This is a genomic window from uncultured Holdemanella sp. (genome assembly GCF_934772795.1).
GTDB lineage: Bacteria > Bacillota_I > Bacilli_A > Erysipelotrichales > Erysipelotrichaceae > Holdemanella.
In genome coordinates this window covers 1-2,190 of sequence record NZ_CAKVMR010000117.1, presented here as the reverse complement: position 1 = coordinate 2,190, position 2,190 = coordinate 1, and the positions used below count along the sequence as shown (strand labels likewise).

At 27.9% G+C, this 2,190-nt stretch carries 2 protein-coding genes; both read left to right on the top strand.

The features are described from left to right. The first annotated feature begins 120 nt into the window (after window positions 1-120). Window positions 121-1,617: an exonuclease domain-containing protein gene (locus Q0F04_RS11740; protein WP_295753508.1), complete on the top strand. Its 1,497-nt coding sequence runs from the start codon at window positions 121-123 to the stop codon at window positions 1,615-1,617. 200 nt (window positions 1,618-1,817) lie between these two features. After that, window positions 1,818-2,054 carry a hypothetical protein gene (locus Q0F04_RS11735; RefSeq protein WP_295753506.1) on the top strand — a complete coding sequence of 79 codons (237 nt, stop codon included), beginning with the start codon at window positions 1,818-1,820 and terminating at the stop codon, window positions 2,052-2,054. Window positions 2,055-2,190 lie beyond the last annotated feature (136 nt).

Here is a 2,190-nt window from a genome sequence, read left to right as displayed (position 1 = left end):
AGCTGCCAGAGAGACGGAAGATATTCAAATTACTTTCAATCAGGTTGTAAAAGATCTTAAACTAGGTCAGAAAAGATAGTCCATGGGCGAAACGCCCACGAAAATAGAGAAGGTGTTCTTGTGGATAGAATAAATACAAGTTCAAAAAAATATGTAGTATTTGATGTGGAAACTAATGGATTAAGATCAAAATATGATGATTTATTATCTATTTCTTTCTATAAACCTGACGATGGAAAAACTTATAATAAATTTCTTCCATTAGAATTTAGTAAGAAAGTTTACACAACATCTATAAATGGAATCACAAAACGTACTTTAAAAGGAGCCAAGCATCTAACTCAACGAGAATTTGATTGTATTATAGAAGAATTTGAACTAGAAAAAAGAACCATATTGATTTACGCAGGGAGAGATTTTGATAAATATTTTCTTTCTGAATATTTAAAAAGGCACGGAATATATGGTTTTGAAAAGCTAAAATTTTATAACTTCAAAAAAGAAATAATTTCTTCAAGATTTTCTCGTGGAAATTTAAGCAAAGACAATTTATGTAGATTGTTTGGAATAAAGAATGTTCAACAAATTCATAGTGGTGTAAATGATTGCAAATTGGAATGGAGACTCTTTAAAAAATTGGGTGGATATTATTATATAGTGACAGATGGCAACTATATTGAAGATGATAATTTATTCAGATTAAATGATAAATACATTATTCCTGTTAGTTTATTATATTCTCATCCAAGAATAAGTGCATTATTGAAAAACAGACCATATTTAGAATGTTATAGTACTTTAATTAATAGTTTTGAAATAGACGGAAGAAAGATAAAGAGATTTTCGACTAATATAACAGGTATGACTATAGAACATTTAATTAATGCAATGTTAGATGTTGAAGAGGTAGATTCATTACCTTTTCTGATAAAGAATAAAAGTCAATTAGAATATATTGGGAAAGTTCGGAGCGGCTATATTAGCATCCCTATGGAATTTAATACTGATGGTACTGTTACTGTAATTAATGATGAAGATAAGAAGTTTGAAAAAAAAATAAATTCAACAATAAGAAATTTAAAGAAACAGCTTTCAAATTTGGTTTCATATATAAAAGAAACCATCTTTGATGACGAGAAAATACTTTCTCAAGAACTTGTTATTAACAAAGAAAACAATATACTTGCTTTGTGTGATCTTTCTTCCAAAAAGTCAATATTGGAAATAAAAACAAATTCAGTTTCGCCAGAAAGTTATAAAGAACAATTGTTTTATGAAGCAAAAGGACGAACTCCTTATTACTTAAACATCGAATGGTGTGGAAATACTATTATATTTAACATTTATAAAGTACTTATTAAAAAAAGACAATTGAGTTCTACAAATTGGGTAAATGGAAAACTTGCAGAAAAACAAGTATTACAAACTGATGATCTCCAACAGTATCTAAAACCTGCAGATATAATTGTTAAGAAATATAAGAACAAAAGCACACCTATAATACTAAGATGTAACAAATGTGGATGGGAATGGGAAATGAAATACAATAAAGTAATAGCAAAATTACCTGTTTGTCCTAACTGTGAAAATTATTTAGCACTCAAGAAAGAATTATAACCTGTGTGATTCCACAATTTAGTCCATGGGCGGAACGCCCACGAAAGAAATAAGGTGATTTTGCGGATAGAATAAATACAAGTTAAAAATGATATGTAGTATCTGATATAATCAATGTGAATACATTGATTTGTTGTTTTAACATGAAATAATAATGAATATAATAAAGTAGCGGATTTGCTACCCAGATAGGAAGGAGAATGGAAATGAAATATAATCCCAAAAATTATGATATTTATCTAAGAGATGATATGCAAAAAGTAGAAGATGCGTATGAAGAATACAAAGCAGATGAAAATAATGAGAGAAAGTATTTTGAATTAAAACAAGCTATATATAATCTTTCATTATCTATTAAATCTCAAACAGTAAGCGGTTGGATTTCACCGTCAGATGCTGAAGAAATGAAAGAATATTTTTGGGGGTTATTGTTATGATTGAACAAGAAGAATATAAAATGATTGATAAAACAATTAAACTAGATATAACTAGCTTACCTAAGTTATTACAAAATACAATAAATGAAATGGAAGAATATGAAAAAAAAGGTGAATGGATAATGTATGATGGTCT